Genomic DNA, 16895 nt, shown 5'->3' with positions numbered 1-16895 from the left:
GCCAGGATGCGTCATTTCATGAGCCCGGCAGACCGCAGCGCACTCTCTATGACGTCCTGGACGTTATTCGTGATCTTGCGATCAGACTTCGCTCCCCCGGTGGGCCTTTCGCGCGCGGCCTCGGGATGCGCATGACGCTCAAAGGATGGCGTGAGACCCCAGTTGCGGGCGATGTGCTCCGTCGACGAGATGCCAACGTCGAGCATGTACGGTGCTTGCGAGCCGTAGCCGCTTGAAGTGTCGATAGGAGTGCCGTGGCCCATGCCGCCGATGCGGTAGAGTTCAATGGCGTCCGAGCCAGTCTTGTCTGTCCAGACGTGGTGTTTGTGTCCGTCGATGACGTCAAACCGCGAAGGTCGATCGATAACCTCGTGTATGGCTTTCCACTGATCAATAATGGCCTGGGCGTTGATCTCGTCCACGGTCTTGTCATTCGTACCATGCCAGACGGATATGCTCGGCCAGGGTCCAGCATGCGCTGACGCCGAACGAAGTTGCTGCTGAAGTCGTTCGCGAGGGGGTAGACCGTGGCCGCGCATCCGGTCGAACGCCTCTGGGATGCTTGAGGCAACGCCATAGGGCAGGCCCGCAATGATCGCTCCTCCGGCAAACACTTCCGGATAGGCGGCAAGCATGGCATTCGCCATGGCGCCGCCAGCCGACAGTCCCGTGATGAACACCCTCGTAGGGTCGATGCCGTGGTTGGAGATCATCACGCCGATCATCTCACGGACCGAGCGGACCTCGCCACCGTCGCGCCGGATATCGTCGTCGGAAAACCAGTTGAAACAGAGATTGGGGTTGTTCTGGCGGGTTTGCTCCGGAAACAGGACAGCAAAGCCAAATCCGTCGGCCAGCTTCGACCATCCCGACCCGGCATCGTATCCGGCAGCCGTCTGCGTGCAACCGTGTAAGACGACTACAAGCGGGATTGGTCGTGATGCATCCGCGGATCCGGGAACACGATACCACCCTAGGAGATCGCCGGGATTAGCGGTTTGGTTCTGCAGCTTCTCCAACCGGTTTGAACCCGTGGGCATGGTCGGCGGGGTGCGAAACCGTTGCAGGCGCTGCAAAGTATCCGAAAGACTTCTCACAGGGGCTTCCTCGCTGCTCGCGGAAAGCCAACTGACGTCCCGGATTTCCTAGGTAATGCTGCGGTGCACAATTGCAAGACCCGTAGTGATGGAAGCAAGCCGTTTGCTCAACGTGGGCAACAGCGACAAGAGCAACCAGGCCAGCAAAAGGCTATCATCATACGCTCATCTCCATCTCTTCGAAGGAAATCAGTCGCTGCGTCTTCTCGTCCCAGAGAACAAGTTTGACGCAGGCCAGGCTGTCGCGAATGCTGATGCGGCCGACATCTGCAAGCTCGGGATGGTCTCGAAGCACCTCAGGCAGCCGATAAAACGGCACTCGGCTGGAGAGATGATGAATATGATGCATGCCGATGTTACCGCTCATCCACCGCAAGGGGCGCGGCAGATCATAGTGTGAGGCTCCATGCATGGCAGCGTAAGGGTCTGGTGGTCTCGACCAGTGCGTATCCTCGAACTGATGCTGGACGTAGAACAGCCAGACGCCTGCGGATCCCGCAATGAGGACGATCGACAGATGGATCAAGAGGAACGGGATAATCCCGACGCTCGAGATTAATAACGCCGTCAACACGGTAACGGCGACGTTCGTTGCCATGGTCGAGACCCAGGGCAGTGCGCCCGAGCGCATCATCCCGAACGGTAGCCTCTGCTTGAGGAGAAACAGAAAGGCGGGGCCGATCCCGAACATTACGAACGATTGCGATACAAGCGATAGCCAAGCTGTCCCATCGGGGTCAGATTGCGATACTCTGATACCGTGAGGGTCGTTATGTCGCCAACGCCGCGCTCATCCAGGTTCCCGGCAGAGGCATGATGTTCGTTGTGCGCGCGTCGCCAGTAGTCGTAGGGTGTGAGCGTCAGGATTCCGAGCACGCGGCCGGTCCAATCGTCCAGGCGTCGTTTGCCAAAGAACGAACCGTGCCCGCAGTCATGCTGCAGCATGAAGATGCGTAGCAAAAAGCCAGCCGCAGGAATGATCAGGAGTAGGCCAATCCAGTATCCGAACTGCAGCGCGATCGCCGCAGTCGCCTACAGAAGCACGAACGGGATGAGGGTCACGGCAAGCTCGTACAGGCTTCGCGCCAACACGGGCTTGCGGTAGCCGGCGATGATCTTGAGCCAAGCCGATTCGGGATCAGCGCCTGGGCTGGCCGGCGGTTTAATTGAGGTCAAACTATACCTATTGCGTTCTTGGGATAAGCGCCGCATGTAGCAAGAGCCGGCAGACGGGGGATTACTTGATGCGGCGTACCAGCGGATACGCCGGCGCGTCGTAAAGTGCCCGGATCTGTCTATGGTCGAACCGCGCCTCATCGACTTCGAGGAGAGAACCCAGTTGCTGTGCGCCGGGCATGTCTTCAATCGCGAAACGCAGAGCCTCGGCGGCTGTCTGAAAACGCCGGTAGCGTGGGCCCCTGCTCCCGCGGAGAGATTTACCCGGATACAGGCCTGCCACGCCGGTGTAGTCGAACTGGGTCAAGGGGTTGTCCTCCACGTTGCAGAAGGAGACTGAGCATTGACCCGGCTGGCTTCCCTGACGGTGCGCTCTGTTTCTCGCAGCTCGCGCTGTCGTAGCTGCATTCCCTTTCGCAGAGTCCTGAGTTTTTCCGCGTTTGAGCCTGCCTCGGCAGCGCGAAAAAGCTTGTCCGCAGATTGGCGGAATGTAGAGTTCATTATGATTCCTTCGTTGGTGAGCAAAAGCTATGGCCACAAATCGCCTAATTGCCGCTCGATTATTTCTGCGGGGGTCCCAGTTACGGCCTTGTCAGCTTGCTGCGCTTTGACTTCGTCTGTTGAGAGGTTGCGCATTCCGGCACGATTTATGCCGTCGTCGGCGCTCGGGCTTTCCACTGAGACGTGGAAAAGGGGCTCATGCTCGCCAGAGGCAGCTTTCGCACGAAGACCTTCTTTAACATGCAGTCAGCAATCATTGTTTGTTCATGATAGCCGGATGCACTTGTTCGCACGAGGTTTTGCGACACACACGCAGGATACTGATTGGAAGACATCTTGTCCTCCTTCTGTTTGGGGTAAGGCCGCTAACAAAGAAAATGACGCTCACGGGAACGGCTAAACCCGTCGTGTCCCCGGCACTTGCCAGACAGATCGATCATTTGAAAGGAAATCGGGATGGAGCCATGCTCCAGCTCGAGATGACAATCATTGGTCGATTATAGATATATGGGTACAATTTCCGCTTTAACAAGAGCCTGAGTTACGTCGGCTCTTTTGAAGAGGGCGATGTAAAAGCTCCGACAGGCCGTCGAAGCAACCTTCGAAGCACCGGCAACCATGGCGCCTCCCTAATTGACGCGCCGCCTGCGATCGCCCTTCTCTTCAACTTGTTGATGGGCCAATCACTCGCCTGACGCTGCAGCCCTGCGCCGACGGAAGGAGCCCGCAAAAGGGGTGCTTTGCGGGCTCCAAAAAGCTCAGAGGTCGGTCCCCAGGAACGGGCCGCACCGGGCAATCACCACCTGCTCACATATCCAGAACATTAGCGAATCAATTCGGCTGACCGTCCCCGGATCAATCACGAAGCTTACCCTGTCGAAAGGCTTGCAAAGGCGGGTAACCCGGGCGGCGCGACCTCGTGCGTTCGCTACAAACCTTTCGGTCCGCTTGCGCTTTCTCGCGGGGTCTCCATAATCCGGAACAGCACGACTTCCAAGGCAGTGGCGGCTGAGGGTTACCAAGTGCTCCCGCCTGGACGACGGAGGAGCGCCTTGAGGGCTAACGCTTCCCAAGCCATTCACGCTTCTACTCGTTCGGATGGGTCGAACGTTTCCGGAATTCGCCGACACGCGCGAACCTGCTCGCAAGGCTCCTGCAACACCTTGATGAAGCAGAATGGCGCAGCACCCCTAGACACGCCGGGCTGAAGACAGCATTCGAGGCTCAGGACCAGGGCTTGATCGAATCCAGGGGCGAGATCGGCTCTCAGACCTACCGTCTGACAGCGGCAGGACGAATGTTTGCGGAACCCCTTCCCGCTGCCCAGCCACCACAGGGCGGAGGAGATCGGCCCGGTTTCCTGTCAAAAAGCATGGTGGTCGTGCCGCTGCCGGCCCTCCACAACGGGACGCTTGCTCGCATCTCTGGTTTGATCGGCGCGACCCAAGCGAAACCGTGATCGCTAGCGCTTTCGCGGTTGGTGATGAACGGCCACGTCCTCTGCGCTTGCCGTTGCCGGCGCCTCTTCTCCTGAGGGAGTGAGCCTTTGTTGGCTACTGGGTCATGATTGGAATGCGGATCACCGTGGTGGCCAGGCCTGCTTGGGTTTATTTAGTACTAAATATGCCCGGTCTCAGCATCAGGAAAGTCCCGACGGTGAGGCCTGCTCCTGATTTTTTGAGCACAGCGTAAAAATATAAAATGCCTCCGCGCCCTTGCGCAACGTAACATTGAGGTTATGTATCGGTTATCGAATTTGCTTTTAGAGCTTTGCTTTGCGCTTGAGCGCAGCTGGCGGATCTTTTCTTTCAGACATCGATCAAATGACTGTCGGCGGCTCTCGCCGGACAGCGACTAATCGTGCGATTGAAAGGATAATCGTCATGAATACCGGCATCGTAAAGTTTTTCAACACCACCAAGGGCTTCGGCTTTATCCAGCCGACCGACGGCTCCAAGGACATCTTTGTTCATATCTCCGCAGTAGAACGCGCCGGGATGAGCTTCATCTCAGAGGGCCAGAAATTGAGCTACGACATCGTCGCCGATGACCGCTCAGGCAAAAGCGCTGCCGAAAATCTTCAGGCAGCCTGACCGATAATCGGTCCTTGACCACGGATGTGCTGGCATTGACCGCATGTCGAAAGGTCGAGGGATGCCCTCGGCCTTCTTTTTGTTGAAAAGGAATCCCACATGAAAAAGACCAGCGCCGAACAGCAGATACAGAGGGCAGTGCGCCAGGTGAAGAACACCAGTGGCGGCGGCCATCTTGGCGGCACAAACTTTGGCCAGGCTTATGATGCCAAGACATCGTCGGCAAAGGGCAAGGCCGATAGCAGCCGTCGGGGTTCTCGAAAAAGCTGACAGCCCGGAAATCGCAACAGCAAAGGGAGGTCAACATCGAGTGGCTAAGTTCGCATGACCGAATCTGCTGCAGCACTTGCCAAGTTGAGAGCCAACTACGCCAAGTACGAGGAAGCCTCGCGCCAGCTGCGCAGGCTGCCGGTGTGCGCTGTTCCGCGGGAGGGCAATGATCATCTCATGTCCTTGCTGAAAAAGCTGAATGAGACGGAAGACGCAGCGACAACGACTTTTCGCGCCTGACCTGAGACACTCCCGATTATCCCTTACCTTAAAGCTACTGCTCGAATCGCCTCTCCTGGTAACCGCCAGGTAGTCGGACTGGATCGGATCAAGCCACTTCTCCGTCTTCGTGTCTCCGATTGCCGTTGGCGGTATCCCTCCCCCGACCGGCGCGACTGCGACAGGACTGCGACAGCTGGATTTGTTATCGACATCTTCCACTTCGTCGAGAACTTGAAGCCGATCTTCGTCGATGTCGAACAACCGCGAACACGCAGCCCCTCGCCCGGGCGCTCGAGCATCATCGGGCCGTAGAACGAGCCCGCAATATAAAGAGGATACGGTTCGATTGTCTCTACGTCGCCGACGTACCGAGCCCCACCAAGGCCCTTGTCGAAGAGCGGAAAGCCGCGTTTGAGGGTGCCGTAGATGAATACCTTCATCAATGCAGCGCCGGGCCGAGGGGATACTGCGGGTGCCTGCAATGGAACGTCGTCATCAGACTGAGCGCGCGGATCGCGACATCTTCGGCAAGGAGGCTGTCTTTGCTGGACGAGAGTTCGCTCGCGGCAGACAGGAGAGCCCATCCCATCGAAGCCATGACCAGTTCCAGTGCCTCGTCTCCTTCGTCAGCCGCCCACTTTGCGGTTCGCTCCAGCGTGACAGCAAGGCGTTCCAGAACAGCCTGTCCTTCGTGCTCCCCGAGTTCCCGTAGATTTCGGACTTCAGTGTTCAACTTCATTCTCCGCAATGGGGCGTCACGTGGAATAGTTCGTGTTCAAGGTTTCGATCTTAGGCTGGCGCCGACACGGTTTAGCGCCGGCAGCTCGACAGCGATGTGAAGGCCCCGGTCCCGCCACTCCCGGCTTATTTTCCCGCCAAGTTGCTTCTCCAGCACTGCACTCAGCAGAATGGTACCGAAGCCCTTCCGTGGCTCAGCGTTGCGTTTAGTGAGCTCGTCCCACTCGATGATTAGCCCGTCGTCTTCTGCCTGTCGCCAGTTGATCGTAAGGCTGCCTTCAGAATGACAGAGCGCGCTATGGACCGCCGCATTTGCAGCAAGCTCATGCATTGCCAGTCCAAGCGGCTGGACGGATGGCGCGGGAATCGTGACCGACGGGCCGCTAATCGACGTTCACGTACCCCAGGATGTGAGTCAAAAAGAACTTGAACGAGAGGGTTTCGCGCCCTTCGACAGACCATAGCTTCTAGACGCGGCAAATACAGCGCCGCCGGTCTCCAATGTACGGCTGCTGACGGGCCGCCGGCTCCCTTATGCTCGCGACGGCGATAGCTTTGCAGTCGCCTCACCCAGAATCAACTTCAAAGTCGCAGCTCTGCCAGGGCTCAGCTGTGAGGTTCGACCGCAGCGAGAAGTACAGGTTATTGATAGTGAGGGATTTCGAATAGGAAAACATCGGTTCGGCAGCCCTCCATTGCCAGATGGATCTTGGGCGGTTCAGTATGGCCAGTATGACCATTCGCAACATCGACGATCGGTTGAAACAGAGGCTGCGCATCCGCGCTGCCACCCACGGGAGATCGATGGAAGACGAGGCACGGGACATCCTGAAAATGGCGTTAGCTCAACAGGAAACATCCGCTGAAAACCTCGCCGCGACCATCCGTGCGCGGCTGCAGCCGCTCGGCGGCGTGGAACTGGAACTTCCGACGCGTGCACCGATCCGTGAGGCTCTGGATTTTTCGGCTTCATGATCGTCCTCGACACCAACATCATATCTGAACTGCTCTTGCCGGTTCCACAGCCCGCAGTTGTCGACTGGCTCGCGGATCAGTCTCCCGCTGCCATTTTCACGACGACCGTTACCGAAGCGGAGATCCTCTACGGGCTACGCCTGCTCCCAGACGGTCCCAGCCGGCGCGAACTTGAGGCGGCTATCCTACCAATCTTCACCCAAGATCTCGCCGGTCGTGTGCTGCCGTTCGATCGGGAGGCCGCAGACGTCTACGGTTCAATTGCAACGGAAAGACGCAAGGCAGGTCGCCCGATCAGCCAATTCGATGCCCAGATTGCGTCCATCACGGTTTCTCGCGGCGCCGCGCTGGCAACTCGAAACGTTGCCGACTTCGAGGGCGTCGGCCTGGTGATCATAAACCCATGGCAGTAAGGCCTTAAATCACGTGACGCTAATTTCATCGCCGCGAAGTAGGTCGCGTCCGATCACATCGCATGAGGCCGCATCGCGGCAGTCGGGCTCAAGGCGATATTGACCGGCTGCTCGCGTGCCGCAGCCACCACATATCCTCGTTACGTGCAACGTCAAGGACTTTGAAGCGACCGACGCACCTGTGATTAGTCCCTTGGGAGGATGGCAGTTGGAAGCAGAGCTTGCAGCTCGGAAGGAGGCCAAGCAGCAGCAAGCCAGCATTATCGGTAGGCTTCTTGTTTGTTCGGGCCACCACCGTTTCAGGTTCGATCGCGCCACGGCCAACGTCCGTTCTTGGCTAGGCTATCCGCCTGCGTGGTCGCTGCCACCGTGCGCTGCGATGAACATGATGACGGCCGATCGGCAATAGGATTCGATTTCGTTATCGTCCTCTGCTCTTGCCTCATCGAAACGCGCGATAATTAGGAGATCGGATCCTTTGAAAAGGGCGGCAAACAAGCGGGCGGACCAGAGCGGATCGGGCACGTTCAGAAGCGCCTTCGCGTGCAACTGACGCAATAGGGCCTCGACCTGGGCGATGATATGGGCGGGGCCGGCTTCGTATTGGATCTTGCTTAGCGACTTTTGGTTCGGCGTGTCGGCCGTGACCATTGCTTCCACGTTGCGGACGTCTGGGCGCAGCAGCGTGCGAAGCAGCGATGATCCCACCGCCATGAGCTGATCCTCGGCCGAACCGTCGACGCCTTCAAAAAGCGCCTGTGGTATTAACTGCTGGCAGCGGGCCGCAAAGGCCGCGCCAAACAGCGCCTCCTTGTTCTCGAAGTGCCTGTAGATGCTAAGCTTGGATATCTTCGCTCGCTGGGCGACCTTGTCCAATGTCGTCGCTTGGAAACCCAATTCAGCAAAGAGTTCGCCCGCGGCGTCGACTATGGTTTGGCCAAGCGCCTCATTGGCGGGCCGGCCGCGCCGTGCGCGGACGTTTTCTTCGGGCACGATAATTACAGTCCTTGACAGTATCTTTATTCTCGAATTACGATACTACACAGTTTCCGAATTTCCAAGAGTGGATTTTATAATGTCCGTCAAATCAGGTCTCCTTGGCCGCCCATCCATATCGAGTGCGCATCGCTGGATGATATTGCGCCAGACTCAGCCCAACCTCTTGCATACACAACACGGAGCTTATCACCATGGATGACGTCATCATCATCGGCGGCAGCTTTGCCGGCCTCGCCGCCGCCCTGCAGCTCGGCCGCGCCCGACGCAAGGTCACCGTTTTCGATACCGGCCTGCCGCGCAATCGCTTCGCCGGCCACTCGCATGGCCTACTCGGCCACGATCATAAGCCACCGCTGGACATCCTGGCCGAGGCGCGGCGGCAACTGACGCGTTATCCCACGGTCAATTTGGTCAATGCCCGGGCCGACACCATCTCCGGCCCCATCGACAACTTCTCCGTCCGCACTGGCGATGGCGAAAGCTTCGGTGCGCGCCGCGTCATCCTAAGCTACGGCGTCGCCGATCAGATGCCTGATGTTCCCGGCTTTGTCCAAAGCTGGGGCACCTCGATCGTGCCCTGCCCCTACTGCGATGGCTTTGAATTCGCCGACCAGCATTGGGGCCTCGTCTGGTCAGGACCAACGTCGCACAATTACGTCAGGCTGTATCACGACTGGACTGACACATTGACTGTCTTTGCCGATGGTCATGACATTTCACCCGATATCCGTGCCGATCTGGCGCGCCGCAACATACCTGTCGTCGATGGCCGGATCGCCGAAATCGGCCATCACCGGGGCCATATCACCACCGTTAATCTCGAGAGTGGCCGCAATGCCGGCGTAGATATCCTGTTCGCGCATCCGCGCAACAAGCCGTCCTCAAGCCTGCATGAGCCATTGGGCCTCGCCACGGTCAATACGCCCTTCGGCATCGCCCTTAAGGTCGATGAGCGTCGCGAGACCAGCATGCCGGGCATCTACGCCGCCGGCGATCTCGCAAATCCGGCCATGAACTCGGTCACTACGGCAATATCGCAGGGCGCGACGGCAGGGATTTCCGCCCAGCAGTCGATGCTGGCTTGAGAGCGCAGATACCTTTCTTCGGGCGCGGCGGGCTATTGCCGGGAAACCGCAGGCTGCCGAGGCCCATGCGAAAGACGCCCTCGCAGAGCTGCTAACCGACCAAGACGTGGAGACCCTGAAGCCCGTCGAACGAGGCATGGGCGACTATACATCTAGAGCGCTCACGTCCGATCTCGCTCACCTCGAAGCATGAGGACTGGCCGCTCGCACACCATCTGTGCCGGAGAAACGTGCGGCCGATCCGGATCGCGACAAGCGGCAGTGCTGTTTGAAGCCCTCCTGCAAACAAGGCGAGCCTGTGACCTTGCTCTTGTTTAGAAACGAGGCGTGGGAACGTGGAACGGCTTGGCAAGCCGCCATCCGTTCGGGAGCTTCCATGCCTGACGAGGTCGGCAGGGACCATCTGACGTCCTGTCTTACAGTCGGTTCGAAGAGGTCCGCGAGCAAGCCGTCCCTGCCGTTCGAAGCGCAGCCTTGTAAAAACGCCCGTTGAGGCACCGGTGGGATAATCCAATTGCATCAAGGCAGCCGATGGCCCCTGGCCCCTGGTTCGTAGAAGAGCGCAACGCCATGATCGGCAATCGTCCGCTCCCGAACTTGCGAACACGCGATCAAACGGAAGCGGCTGGCAGCAGAGTTGCGTCCCGCGATTGAACAGACATGGGAACCATCAGCCGCCAAAGAACCTTTGCAGAACAAATTGAAGGAGATCGTAATGAGTGGCAACCCGAAAACCGATATGTCGTCCAACACGCAGAAGGACCCGGACGAATGGGTCAGCGGCGACGAGCCGATGACTGGTGCGCAGCGCTCTTATCTGAAGACCCTATCGGAACAGGCGCATCAACCGGACGCTTACGGCGAGGATCTGACGAAAGCGGAAGCCTCCAAGCGCATTGACGAACTCAAGCAGTCGCTAGACCTGGCGTGACGCATCCACAGCGTGGCGCATCATCAGGTGGCAATTGCATCTGCCGACCGAAGCGCTGCGCCAGATAGATCCCATCCCTGCTCTATTTGCGCGGCATCGCGCTGAAACAAAAGTCTGACCCGAGAGCCGCCTCTCACCTTACCGAGTGGCTGCGAAAGCTACGCCGGGACCACGGCGATCGTATCCTGCCGGTAACTGACCAGATCGCCGTGGAATGGGGTCGGATCGCAGCGATCCGTCCGCGGGGCGATATTGATGGGCTGCTCGCCGCGACCGCGATCATCCACGACCTGATCCTCGTCACACGCAACGTCAAGGACTTCGAGGAGACCGACGCAACTGTGATCAATCCCTGGAACATGCCGGCGTAGGACAAGATCGTCCTTCAAAAGCCGCTCGATTACAGCGCGGTTATCAGCGCGCTGCTCCGTCGCCGCAACGACGGCGACGTCAGCCCAGAGGAGGCGTCAAGAAATGCGATCCTCCACGAGAGCGCAGTGCCGTGACCGGCAATCGTCTACTCCCGAGCTTGCGAACGCGCGATTAAACGGAATCGGCTGGCAGCAGAGTTGCGCCGCCGATTGAACAGACACGGAACCTATTCGATCGCCATGGTTGCCCCGTTAAGGCTTGAGAACGACTTTGACGCAGCCATCCTTCTTCTCGAGGAAAGTCTTGTAGAGATCCGGCCCGTCTTCCAGACCCCCCGTATGCGTTATGATGAAGGATGGATCGATCTCGCCCTTCTGGACCCGCTCCATCAGGAGCGGCAGGTAGCGCTGGACAGGGGTCTGGGCCATTTTGAAGGTCAGGCCGCGGTTGATTGCCGATCCCATCGGGATCTTGTCGAGAAACCCGCCATAAACACCGACGATCGATACCGTGCCGAAGTTGCGGCAACAATGGATGGCCTGGCGCAGCACATGGGGCCGATCGGTGCCCATGAAGGTCGCCACCTTGATACGGTCCAGTCGGGCATCCCAGCTTGCGGAAGGATCGGACTCGGTGCCAACCGCATCGATACAGGCATCGGCGCCGCGACCGTGCGTCAGTTCCATGATGCGGTCATAGATATCTTCCTCGAGATAATCGAGCGTCATGGCGCCGGACTTTTGGGCAAGCGCCAGCCGCTCCGGCACGCTGTCGATGGCAATGACACGCTCGGCTCCGAGGATGAACGCCGACTTGATTGCCATTTGGCCCACCGGCCCGCAGCCCCAGATCGCGATCGTATCACCTGGCTGAATGTCGCAGAAATCGGCCGCCATATAGCCGGTTGGAAAAATATCCGACAGGAACAGCACCTGCTCGTCCGTCAGGCCGTCCGGCACCTTGATCGGGCCGACATCGGCATAAGACACCCGCAGGTATTCCGCCTGCCCGCCGCTGAACCCGCCAAGCAGATGGGTATAACCGAACAGGCCGGCCGGCGAGTTGCCCCACATCTTGGTGACTTTCTCCGGGTTCGGGTTGGACCGCTCGCAGCCGGAAAAGAAGCCGCGCTTGCAAAAGAAGCATTCGCCGCAGGAAATGGTGAAGGGCACGACGACGCGGTCACCCACCTTCAGCTTGCTGTTGTCCTTGCCGACCTCGACCACCTCGCCCATGGTCTCGTGACCCATGACGTCGCCGCTGTGCATGTCGGGCATCACCCCGTTGTAAAGATGCAGATCCGATCCGCAGATCGCGCAGGCGGTTACCTTGATAATTGCGTCGCGGCCATCCTCGATGACCGGATCGGGAACGCTTTCGCAGCGAATGTCGTGCTTGCCGTGCCAGGTCAAAGCTTTCATGTTATGTCATCCTCTTCCAGGAGTAATATCTCTTGTCCCGCGTCTCTCAGGGCTGGCCACTTCCGCCGGCCGAGCCGTAGACTTGCCCCGTCGCATAGGATGCCGACGGATCTGCCAACTGCACATAGATCGACGCCAGTTCGGCCGGCTGTCCCGGACGGCCCATCGGCGTCTTGCCGCCGAACTGTTCCAGCTTCTCCATGGTCGCCCCGCCAGAAACCTGCAGCGGCGTCCAGATCGGCCCCGGCGCCACGCCGTTGACGCGGATGCCCTTCGGACCGAGCTGCTTTGCCATCGATTTGGTGAAGTTCATGCCGGCAGCCTTGGTCATTGCGTAGTCGACCAGATCCTCGGAGGGATCGTAGGCCTGCTCCGACGTCGTGATGATGATGTTCGATCCCGGCTTGAGATGCTTGAGCGCGGCCTTCGTCAGCCAGAACATGGCGTAGATGTTGGTCTTCATCGTCGCATCGAACGCTTCGCTCGTTATGTCGGAGAGCGCGCCGGCCTGCTGCTGTCGTCCCGCATTGCTGACGAGGACGTCGAGGCCGCCGAGCGCGGCCGCGGCATCCTCGACAAGCTTGGTGCAGAATGCCTCCTCACGAAGATCGCCGGGCAATGCAACGGCTTTGCGTCCTTCCTTCTCGATCAGGGCGATGACCTCTTTGGCATCGGGCTCCTCGTCGGGAAGGTAATTGATCGCAACATCGGCGCCCTCTCGGGCGTAAGCGATCGCGGCGGCCCGGCCCATGCCGGAATCGCCACCCGTGATCAGCGCCTTGCGACCGGCCAGACGACCCGATCCCTTGTAGGCGTTCTCGCCATGGTCGGGCTTCGGGTTCATCTTGCCCGCCAGGCCGGGGAACGGCTGCTTCTGTCTTTCGAACGGCGGCTTAGGATACTTGGACGTCGGATCCTGCAACATAATCGGCTCCTTTGATCGATTGGCGCTTGATTGGGCAAATGCTGGAAAGACGGATGACGCCAAGGCCGCGGAGGCGGCCGCGAGCACCGAGCGGCGTCTAATCTTCGTGGTCATGGGACATCCTTGGCAGGAAGATGCGTTGATCGAACGAGACGATGGTCGCTGCATTGGTCCAGTGTCGTGACGGTCGGGGAAGTCGGATTGTCATCATCGTCTCCGGTCGATGGGTCTTGCTGAACTTCGCTTCAACGCCAATGTTCCAAGCAACGAGCATTTGAAGGAACCAACCGATGCTGATCGTGTTGGTCGAGCAAAGGAGATCCCGATGCCCCACCTCGACACAGACGACCTGCGCATAACGTTCAAAGAGATCGGCGCTCGGTCCGGAAAACCAGTACTTCTGCTTCACGGCTGGCCTGATGACGCAACGACCTGGGAAGCGATCGTGGATCTTCTGAAGGACCGCCATCTTCGTTTTGTCATTCCATATCTGCGCGGCTTTGGGCCGACGACGTTTCTAAACGAAAAAGCGCCGAGAACGGCGAATGGCGGGATCCTCGCCATGGATGCGATCGCCTTGATGGATGGACTGGGCATCGAAAAATTCGCGGTCGTCGGCCACGACTGGGGATCGCATATCGCCGAATGCCTGGCGATCGGATGGCAAGACAGGATCGATCGCATCGCCCTGCTTTCGTCCACGCCGCGCATGGGCGGACTGCGGACGCCGGCCTTCAGCCAAGCTCAGCTTTATTGGTACCAGTGGTTCATGGCGACCAAGCGCGGTGCTGCGGCCATCGACAATGATCGGAAGGGATATGCCCGTCTGCAGTGGCAGAACTGGGCGCCGGACGGATGGTTCGACGACGCGACGTTCGATCGTGTGGCGAAATCCTTCGAGAACCCGGACTGGCTCGGCGTCACTCTGCACAGTTATCGTGTCCGCTGGGAGGAGGCAGAGCCTGATGCGCGCAGCCTATGGCTCGAGGAAAAGGTGAAGGCGACGAAATCACTGTCGCTTCCCGCCATTTTCATTCATGGGATTGAGGACGGCGTTACTCCACTGTCGACGTCTGAGACCGTGCACGAGAAGTTCACAGGAGCGTTCGAACGGATCCTGCTGCAAAATGTCGGCCACTTCCCTCAGCGGGAGGATCCGGAGGCAGTGGCGCGAGAACTTGCAGTGTTTCTCGCAGCCTGAGGGCAGCCGGTCCGGAACTTCGTCGGTTCTCAGAACTTTAGCTGAAGCCCCCTGGATGTCCAGGCGGCCCGATACCCGCCATACCGAAGGTCCGCCCGATGCAACAAACGCCAGCCGATCTAGAACCCCGCAAAGGAAGCCCGAGCCCGCGCATGGACGAGGACGAGTTCAAGAGGCGCTTTCGCAACCAGTTTCAAGATCCTGCCTTCGAGCCTCTAAAGGCGGAGCTCGAGAAGGTCACGGCGGCAGCCTGGGACGCATACGAGCACTCGCGCAAGAGCCCTCGCACGCAAAAGGCCGGGCCGGAATTTGCAAATCCTTCCTACGAGCTTGCGACAGACTGGCTGGCGGCGCGCGACGCTATTTGCGAAGCGCAGCATCGCCATGACGATGCGAACGGCCCCCGCCGTTACCTGCTGATAAACGGGTCGTCGCGCAGCGAACATACCTGTCCTGGCGAGATATCGAAAAGCTTCCGCATGGTCGAGATCGCCAAGACGGTTTTGGAGCAGAACCCGCAAAGCAGTGTCGAGGTGCTCGATCTGAGCCGGATCGCATCGGAATACGGTCGCCAGATCCATCCCTGCAAGGCCTGCTTCTCGACATCGGCCGCACTCTGTCACTGGCCTTGTTCCTGCTATCCCAATTACTCGCTCGGACAGATCCACGACTGGATGAACGACATCTATCCGATGTGGGTCGAAGCCCATGGCATCATGATCGTCACCCCGGTGAACTGGTACCAGACGTCCTCGCCTCTGAAGCTGATGATCGACCGGCTGGTCTGTGCGGACGGGGGAAACCCGGATCCGACAACGACGCATGGAAAGCATGCGAAAGAAGCCAAGGAGATCGAGATGAAGGGGTGGGACTATCCCAGGCATCTCGAAGGGCGCCTCTTTTCCGTGATTGTCCATGGCGACACCGAAGGCGTCGAAAATGTCCGACGCGGCGTCTCGGACTGGCTGAAATCAATGGAACTGGAACCGGCCGGGACACTGGCGGAAGTCGATCGCTATATCGGCTATTGGGAACCCTACGCGACCAGCCATCCGGCCTTCGATAAGGACCAGGCGATGCAGGAGGAAGTCCGCAATGCCGCCCGGACGTTGCAAGAGGCCGTTCTTGCAAAGCAGGACGGCAGGCAGATTGCGGCCGGATCGCGCCTGAAGCAGGCGAGAGAGAAGTAGGATTTGAACACCTATGTCGTCACGCTCTTCATTCTCGGCGCCGTCATCCTGCTGACCGCATGGCTGCCGATGGCGTTGCGGCGTCTGCCATTGTCGCTACCGATCTGCTGTGTCGCGATCGGCGTCTTATTGGCATGGTCGCCTCTCACGCCCCTTCCGAGGATGAACCCGCTCGACAATGGCGCAATCACCGAGCATCTGACGGAGTTCGTCGTCATCGTGGCCTTGATGGGCGCGGGCCTGAAGATCGATCGGCCGCTCGGCCTCCATAGCTGGGCGACAACCTGGCGGCTGCTTGGAATAGCCATGCCGATCTCCATCGCTGCGATCTCGTTTCTCGGTTGGCAGTTCCTCGGCCTGAACGCGGCGTCGGCCCTGCTTCTGGGTGCCGCTGTCGCGCCGACCGATCCCGTGCTCGCCGCCGATATCCAGGTCGGGCCTCCCAAGACCGGCGAGGAAGACGACATCCGCTTTGCTTTGACATCGGAAGCCGGCCTCAACGATGGTCTCAGTTTTCCCTTCGTGCTGGCGGCGGTCGCACTTGCCTCGGCCGGCGACAGCCCATTCGGGTGGACCGCCCACTGGTTCTTGTTCGACGTCTTGTGGAAGCTTGCATCGGGCATCGCCATGGGCTGGATTGTCGGCAGGGTCCTCGGCTACTTCACGTTCAAATTGCCGAAGGCGGGCCGTATCGCCAGGACTGGTGACGGCCTGGCGGCGCTTGGATTTACCTGCATTGCTTATGGCGCAACCGAGATCGTGCATGGCTACGGCTTTGTCGCCGTCTTCGTAGCGGCGCTGACCCTACGCAACGTCGAGCGCAATAGCGACTTTCACGGCGAACTCCACGACTTCGGTGAACAAATCGAGCGGATGCTGACCATGGTCCTCCTGGTGTGCTTCGGCTCCGTCCTCGCAGAGGGCACGCTCCTTGCCCATGTCGACTGGCGCATCGTCACCGTCGCCGTCGTCGCGCTTGCCATCGTCCGGCCGGTGGCAGCCTGGACGAGCCTTATCGGCTGTGAACGCCCTCAGGCTGAAAAGCTTATCGTGTCAGTGTTCGGCATTCGCGGCATCGGGTCCATCTATTATGTCGCCTACGCGTCCGGGCATGCGTCCTTCGACAAAGCTGAGGTGGTATGGGCGACGGTGTTCGTCATCGTCTTGATTTCCATCGTGGTGCACGGCATTGCCGTCACACCGGTCATGGATTGGATCGACCGGCGTCGCGGCGTCGACAGCGATAGACCGATGGAGACGACCGAAGTCGGCGGATCCGGCTGAGA

17 protein-coding genes and 3 pseudogenes are annotated in these 16895 nt (G+C 59.2%); 12 read left to right on the top strand and 8 right to left on the bottom strand.

Going from position 1 to position 16895, the window contains the following annotated elements; genetic code table 11:
- Positions 1 to 11 precede the first annotated feature (11 nt).
- The 3 genes and pseudogenes from AC1DF8_RS31720 to AC1DF8_RS31710 form a co-directional block, all read right to left on the bottom strand.
- Entirely contained in the window at positions 12 to 1097 is a 1086-nt protein-coding gene (locus AC1DF8_RS31720; protein WP_478156567.1) for an extracellular catalytic domain type 1 short-chain-length polyhydroxyalkanoate depolymerase, read from the bottom strand.
- A gap of 157 nt (positions 1098 to 1254) precedes the next feature.
- A pseudogene (locus tag AC1DF8_RS31715) lies at positions 1255 to 2309 on the bottom strand (fatty acid desaturase).
- A 25-nt stretch (positions 2310 to 2334) separates the two neighbouring features.
- Entirely contained in the window at positions 2335 to 2580 is a 246-nt protein-coding gene (locus AC1DF8_RS31710) for a hypothetical protein (protein ID WP_478156566.1), read from the bottom strand.
- A 2077-nt stretch (positions 2581 to 4657) separates the two neighbouring features.
- Between AC1DF8_RS31710 and AC1DF8_RS31705 the strand changes: the two genes are divergently transcribed.
- From AC1DF8_RS31705 to AC1DF8_RS31695, 3 genes are all read left to right on the top strand, one after another.
- Positions 4658 to 4867 carry a cold-shock protein gene (locus AC1DF8_RS31705; RefSeq protein ID WP_112971398.1) on the top strand — a complete coding sequence of 70 codons (210 nt, stop codon included), beginning with the start codon at positions 4658 to 4660 and terminating at the stop codon, positions 4865 to 4867.
- 99 nt (positions 4868 to 4966) lie between these two features.
- Entirely contained in the window at positions 4967 to 5137 is a 171-nt protein-coding gene (locus AC1DF8_RS31700; RefSeq protein WP_018114003.1) for a hypothetical protein, read from the top strand.
- 54 nt (positions 5138 to 5191) lie between these two features.
- Positions 5192 to 5377 (top strand): hypothetical protein, encoded by a 186-nt coding sequence (locus tag AC1DF8_RS31695; RefSeq protein ID WP_478156565.1) that lies wholly within the window; start codon positions 5192 to 5194, stop codon positions 5375 to 5377.
- Between the two features lie 23 nt (positions 5378 to 5400).
- Here the strand turns inward: AC1DF8_RS31695 and AC1DF8_RS31690 are convergent, their stop codons facing one another.
- Both AC1DF8_RS31690 and AC1DF8_RS31685 read right to left on the bottom strand, forming a co-directional pair.
- On the bottom strand, positions 5401 to 5799 hold the full coding sequence (locus AC1DF8_RS31690; RefSeq protein WP_478156564.1) for a gamma-glutamylcyclotransferase family protein: 399 nt from the start codon (positions 5797 to 5799) through the stop codon (positions 5401 to 5403).
- A complete protein-coding gene (locus AC1DF8_RS31685; protein WP_478156563.1) occupies positions 5799 to 6092 on the bottom strand; it encodes a hypothetical protein in 294 nt (97 codons plus the stop codon). Before AC1DF8_RS31685 ends, AC1DF8_RS31690 begins: the two co-directional genes overlap by 1 nt.
- A 728-nt stretch (positions 6093 to 6820) precedes the next feature.
- Here AC1DF8_RS31685 and AC1DF8_RS31680 point away from each other — a divergent pair.
- Positions 6821 to 7072 carry a FitA-like ribbon-helix-helix domain-containing protein gene (locus AC1DF8_RS31680; RefSeq protein WP_113207785.1) on the top strand — a complete coding sequence of 84 codons (252 nt, stop codon included), beginning with the start codon at positions 6821 to 6823 and terminating at the stop codon, positions 7070 to 7072.
- A complete protein-coding gene (locus tag AC1DF8_RS31675) occupies positions 7069 to 7485 on the top strand; it encodes a PIN domain-containing protein (protein ID WP_478156562.1) in 417 nt (138 codons plus the stop codon). The genes AC1DF8_RS31680 and AC1DF8_RS31675 overlap by 4 nt, the downstream gene beginning before the upstream one ends.
- 342 nt (positions 7486 to 7827) lie before the next feature.
- Here AC1DF8_RS31675 and AC1DF8_RS31670 read toward each other — a convergent pair whose 3' ends face one another.
- The gene (locus AC1DF8_RS31670) at positions 7828 to 8481 is read right to left on the bottom strand and encodes a TetR/AcrR family transcriptional regulator (protein WP_478156600.1); all 654 of its coding nucleotides are present in this window, start codon (positions 8479 to 8481) and stop codon (positions 7828 to 7830) included.
- 194 nt (positions 8482 to 8675) lie between these two features.
- Between AC1DF8_RS31670 and AC1DF8_RS31665 the strand changes: the two genes are divergently transcribed.
- From AC1DF8_RS31665 to AC1DF8_RS31650, 4 genes and pseudogenes are all read left to right on the top strand, one after another.
- Positions 8676 to 9569 carry an NAD(P)/FAD-dependent oxidoreductase gene (locus AC1DF8_RS31665; RefSeq protein ID WP_112971391.1) on the top strand — a complete coding sequence of 298 codons (894 nt, stop codon included), beginning with the start codon at positions 8676 to 8678 and terminating at the stop codon, positions 9567 to 9569.
- A gap of 70 nt (positions 9570 to 9639) precedes the next feature.
- Positions 9640 to 9759, top strand: a pseudogene (locus AC1DF8_RS31660) (integrase); the annotation flags it as partial.
- 525 nt (positions 9760 to 10284) lie between these two features.
- Entirely contained in the window at positions 10285 to 10500 is a 216-nt protein-coding gene (locus AC1DF8_RS31655; protein ID WP_112543659.1) for a DUF3072 domain-containing protein, read from the top strand.
- An 86-nt stretch (positions 10501 to 10586) separates the two neighbouring features.
- A pseudogene (locus tag AC1DF8_RS31650) lies at positions 10587 to 10871 on the top strand (PIN domain-containing protein); the annotation flags it as partial.
- Between the two features lie 252 nt (positions 10872 to 11123).
- On the opposite strand, the gene AC1DF8_RS31645 reads toward AC1DF8_RS31650, so the two are convergent.
- Complete coding sequence (locus AC1DF8_RS31645; protein WP_478156561.1) at positions 11124 to 12293, bottom strand: zinc-dependent alcohol dehydrogenase; 1170 nt, start codon at positions 12291 to 12293, stop codon at positions 11124 to 11126.
- A 46-nt stretch (positions 12294 to 12339) separates the two neighbouring features.
- Positions 12340 to 13218, bottom strand: coding sequence for an SDR family oxidoreductase (locus AC1DF8_RS31640; protein WP_478156560.1), 879 nt, complete (start codon positions 13216 to 13218; stop codon positions 12340 to 12342).
- 325 nt (positions 13219 to 13543) lie between these two features.
- On the opposite strand from AC1DF8_RS31640, the gene AC1DF8_RS31635 reads away from it, so the two are divergent.
- The 3 genes from AC1DF8_RS31635 to AC1DF8_RS31625 all read left to right on the top strand — a co-directional run bounded on the left by AC1DF8_RS31635 (position 13544) and on the right by AC1DF8_RS31625 (position 16893).
- Positions 13544 to 14419: an alpha/beta fold hydrolase gene (locus AC1DF8_RS31635; protein ID WP_478156559.1), complete on the top strand. Its 876-nt coding sequence runs from the start codon at positions 13544 to 13546 to the stop codon at positions 14417 to 14419.
- A 98-nt stretch (positions 14420 to 14517) separates the two neighbouring features.
- The gene (locus AC1DF8_RS31630; protein ID WP_478156558.1) at positions 14518 to 15609 is read left to right on the top strand and encodes a flavodoxin family protein; all 1092 of its coding nucleotides are present in this window, start codon (positions 14518 to 14520) and stop codon (positions 15607 to 15609) included.
- A gap of 3 nt (positions 15610 to 15612) precedes the next feature.
- Positions 15613 to 16893, top strand: a complete 1281-nt coding sequence (locus AC1DF8_RS31625) for a cation:proton antiporter (protein WP_478156557.1) — start codon at positions 15613 to 15615, stop codon at positions 16891 to 16893.
- The last annotated feature ends 2 nt before the right edge of the window (positions 16894 to 16895 follow it).

This window comes from Rhizobium sp. 05N49 (genome assembly GCF_056396805.1).
The sequence above is the reverse complement of the archived record's forward strand: the minus strand, read 5'-3'. Positions and strand labels throughout refer to the sequence as shown.

Bases quoted from the DNA above. Each gene is read 5' to 3' on its own strand.
- AC1DF8_RS31705 (WP_112971398.1), top strand. From the start codon at position 4,658: ATGAATACCGGCATCGTAAAGTTTTTCAACACCACCAAGGGCTTCGGC.
- AC1DF8_RS31700 (WP_018114003.1), top strand. From the start codon at position 4,967: ATGAAAAAGACCAGCGCCGAACAGCAGATACAGAGGGCAGTGCGCCAG.
- AC1DF8_RS31695 (WP_478156565.1), top strand. From the start codon at position 5,192: ATGACCGAATCTGCTGCAGCACTTGCCAAGTTGAGAGCCAACTACGCC.
- AC1DF8_RS31690 (WP_478156564.1), bottom strand. From the start codon at position 5,799: ATGAAGGTATTCATCTACGGCACCCTCAAACGCGGCTTTCCGCTCTTC.
- AC1DF8_RS31680 (WP_113207785.1), top strand. From the start codon at position 6,821: ATGGCCAGTATGACCATTCGCAACATCGACGATCGGTTGAAACAGAGG.
- AC1DF8_RS31675 (WP_478156562.1), top strand. From the start codon at position 7,069: ATGATCGTCCTCGACACCAACATCATATCTGAACTGCTCTTGCCGGTT.
- AC1DF8_RS31665 (WP_112971391.1), top strand. From the start codon at position 8,676: ATGGATGACGTCATCATCATCGGCGGCAGCTTTGCCGGCCTCGCCGCC.
- AC1DF8_RS31655 (WP_112543659.1), top strand. From the start codon at position 10,285: ATGAGTGGCAACCCGAAAACCGATATGTCGTCCAACACGCAGAAGGAC.
- AC1DF8_RS31645 (WP_478156561.1), bottom strand. From the start codon at position 12,293: ATGAAAGCTTTGACCTGGCACGGCAAGCACGACATTCGCTGCGAAAGC.
- AC1DF8_RS31640 (WP_478156560.1), bottom strand. From the start codon at position 13,218: ATGTTGCAGGATCCGACGTCCAAGTATCCTAAGCCGCCGTTCGAAAGA.
- AC1DF8_RS31635 (WP_478156559.1), top strand. From the start codon at position 13,544: ATGCCCCACCTCGACACAGACGACCTGCGCATAACGTTCAAAGAGATC.
- AC1DF8_RS31630 (WP_478156558.1), top strand. From the start codon at position 14,518: ATGCAACAAACGCCAGCCGATCTAGAACCCCGCAAAGGAAGCCCGAGC.